Here is a 3125-nt window from a genome sequence, read left to right on the forward strand (position 1 = left end):
GTGTTGCCCGCCGCCGGGACCAGGGCCAGGACCAAGTGGCCCTCGCGCCATTCCGGGCGTACGTGGTCCTGGGTGAGGATGGGAGTGGCGGGGTCCGGGGTGGTCAACGGGGCGCCTACCACCGTCAGTTGGTCGATCGCCGTTGACTTCAGCAGGTCGTCCACGGTGACTGTTCCGGTGAGGCGGTCTACGCCGGCGTAGAGCACCGCCCGGCCCGATCGTCGCGCCGCGTGCTCCGCCGCGGCCGAGGCAGCCGCCTCGGCGGGGCCGTGTCTACGGTCGCCCAGGGCCGCGCTCAGCTCTGTTGCCGTGAGCCGTTGCCAGGCCTCCTCCGCTGAACCCGCCTCCGGCAGGGCGAGCGACACCGCCGTCCCCCTGCGCGTGTCCGTCCGGATCAGGTGTGTGCAGGCGACTGTCCCGGGCTCCACGGGTCGGCGTCGCCGAGGACGTCCATCGCGGGGCCTACGGGGTCTACGGCCGCGCCGTTGATGCCTACGGCGGTGCGGTTGCCGTCGGTGCCGCGGAGGCGGACGTAGACCGGCTTGTCGAGGCGGCCGAGGGAGTACGTGAGGCGGACGGTGCCGGTGGACCTGTCGACCTCGAAGGACTTGACGACCTTCGTCTTCGGGGTGGCGAACGTGTCCTTGTCCGCGACCGGGCCGGTGACGTCGCCCTGGATGACGTCGGCGCGGGCCAACTTGGGCTGGAACTGGGCCCAGTTGGGGCCGTTGGCCAGGCTGATCCTGATGACCAGGTTCACCTGCGCGCCTCGGCGGACGTGCAGCGCGCCGCCGAGGGTGACCTCGCGGCCGCCGTAGGACAGGCGGGCGTCGAGGCCGCTGATCAGGCCGCCGTGGTCGACCCAGATGCGGCCCGCGCGGATGCCGTCCATGACCGCCTTGTAGGCGAAGGAGGATGCGCCGAAAGGCCCGTTCGGCGCAGCATGCCTCTTCGGGACAGCTGGCTGGGCGTCAACTCCTCGTCCGGTACGGACGTGTCGAGGGCGGGCGGCAGCGACGAGGTGTCGCCGTCCAGAACGAGTCATGCACGGCTACGGCATCGGTCACGCGGGGCTTTTGCGTCGGTCATGCGGTGTCTCTCCGTGTGTCCCGCCGCTGTCTCTCCGTACCGCGCCCGCCAGGATCCAGCCCTCCATCTCGTCGTAGCGGCGCCGCTGTTCCTCCTCCTCGCGGCGGCCCGAGGCGACCGTGCCCAGCCAGCCGAAGGCGAAGCCGAGCGGGATCGTGACCAGGCCCGTCGTGGTGAACGGGAACCAGTTGAAGTCGGCGTGCGGGAAGGCGGCGGTGGGCGAGCCGGAGACCAGGTTCGTGCCCGGCATCAGCAGCAGGACGGAGAGAGTGCCCCCAATGAGCGTGCTGAGCAGGCCTGTTCGGGTGTAGCGGCGCCAGAAGAGGCTGTAGACGAGGGCGGGCGCTATCGCCGAGGCGCCCAGACAGAAGGACAGGGTCACGAGGGGTTGCAGGCCCCGGTGCTGGATCAGTGTCGCCAGCACGATCGCCGGAACGCCCACCGCCAGCGCCGAGTAGCGGGCCAGCGTCATCTCGCGGCGGACCGGCATCTCCTGGACCCGGGTCGCGAAGACGTCGTGGGCGAGGGAGTTGGCGCAGGCGAGGATCATTCCGGCGACGGAGGCGAGCAGGGTGAGGAAGACGGCCGTGGTGACGGTGGTGAAGAGGAGCGTCTCCGTCGTCGACATGTTCGTTCCGAACACCGCCCGCGAGCCGAGGAGATACGCCGTGTTGCCCTGCGGGTCGGCCCGCGCGATCGCCGCCCGGCCGAGCAGCGCCGTCGCGCCGAACCCGACGACCGTGACGATCACCACGAACAGCGCCACGCTCGACACCGCCCACGACATCGACCGCCGCACCTGCCGGGCGCTCGACGCGGTGTACATGCGCATCGTGATGTGCGGCAGACACGCGCCGCCGATCACGACCGTCAGCTGTGAACTGATCATGTCCAGCCGGGGACTTGGCCCGCCCGCGAACTGAAGTCCCGAGTGCAGAAAGGCCGGTCCGGCGCCGCTCTGCTTCGCCGCCGTGTCGAAGAACGAACCCAGGTCCCAGTGGAACCGGTTCAGCAGGAGTACGGCGATCACGGCTCCCGACCCGAGCAGCATCACGATCTTCAGGATCTGGATGAGGGCGGTGCCCTTCATGCCGCCGATCGCCGCGTAGCTGATCATCAGCGCGCCCAGGCCGATGATGCAGCCGGTCTGGAGGAAGTCGCCGGAGAAACCGAGGATGAACGCCAACAGCTGGCCCGCGCCCGCGAGTTGGACCAGCATCAGCGGCAGCAGCGCGATGATCGTCACCGCGCACGCGACGATCCGTACGGAGCGCCCCGGCATCCGGCGGGCGAGCGCGTCGCCCATCGTGAACCGGCCCGCGTTGCGCAGAGGTTCGGCCAGCAGGAACATCAGCAGCATCAGCGACAGGGTCGTGCTCAGCGCGAGCACCACCCCGTCGTAGCCGTACAGGGCGATCACCCCGCCCGTGCCCAGCACACTCGCCGCGGAGATGTAATCACCTGCTATGGCAAGGCCGTTGCGCAGCGGGGAGAGGGAGCCGTACCCCGTGTAGAACTCGTCGAGGTCGTCGCGGTCGGGGCCCGTCATCACGCACAGCAGCAGCGTGATCGTGGCGACGGAGGTGAAGGCCACCAGCGACATCGTCTGCGAGGAGTCCCTGAGACCGGTCATCGCCGTCACGGTCGTCATCGCGGTCGTTGCGGTCATCGTGCCGCCTCCCGTCTCGCGTCCAGCTCGGCCTGCTTGCGGAAACGGTCCGCGAGGGGGTCGACACGACGCCGGGCCGTGCGCTCGTAGAGCGCTGTCGCGAGCCAGGTGACGGGCAGTTGGACCAGTGCCAGCAGCAGCCCGGTGGGCACACCGCCGGTGCCGGTGCTCGACATCAACGAGGGCGCGAACGCGGAGAGCCCGAGGAAGAGACAGAAGTAGCCGAGCGCGGCGAGGGTCGCCACCCGGCGCTGACGCCGGTACGCGCCGCGCAGGATGCGCAGATCGCTGTGGTTGCCGAGCGCGGGGCGACGGGGGAGACGGCGGCGCTCGGGTGGAGGCGGCGGTGGCTGCCAGGGGTAGGTGA

General features: G+C 70.2%; 2 protein-coding genes and 2 pseudogenes. All 4 read right to left on the minus strand.

What is annotated here, in order from left to right; all coding sequences use genetic code 11:
- A pseudogene (locus tag AC31A1_RS49150) lies at positions 1-365 on the minus strand (hypothetical protein); the annotation flags it as partial.
- 29 nt (positions 366-394) lie between these two features.
- Positions 395-922, minus strand: a pseudogene (locus AC31A1_RS49155) (histidinol-phosphatase); the annotation flags it as partial.
- A gap of 141 nt (positions 923-1063) precedes the next feature.
- On the minus strand, positions 1064-2722 hold the full coding sequence (locus AC31A1_RS49160; RefSeq protein ID WP_489659554.1) for a sodium/solute symporter: 1659 nt from the start codon (positions 2720-2722) through the stop codon (positions 1064-1066).
- Between the two features lie 32 nt (positions 2723-2754).
- Positions 2755-3125 (minus strand): DUF485 domain-containing protein (locus AC31A1_RS49165; RefSeq protein ID WP_489659553.1); only part of this gene is annotated, 371 nt, incomplete at its 5' end.

The sequence above is a fragment of the Streptomyces sp. P5F9 genome (assembly GCF_057961495.1).

Excerpts from the sequence above, each read along its gene's own strand:
- AC31A1_RS49160 (WP_489659554.1), bottom strand. The coding sequence starts at position 2,722 with ATGACCGGTCTCAGGGACTCCTCGCAGACGATGTCGCTGGTGGCCTTC.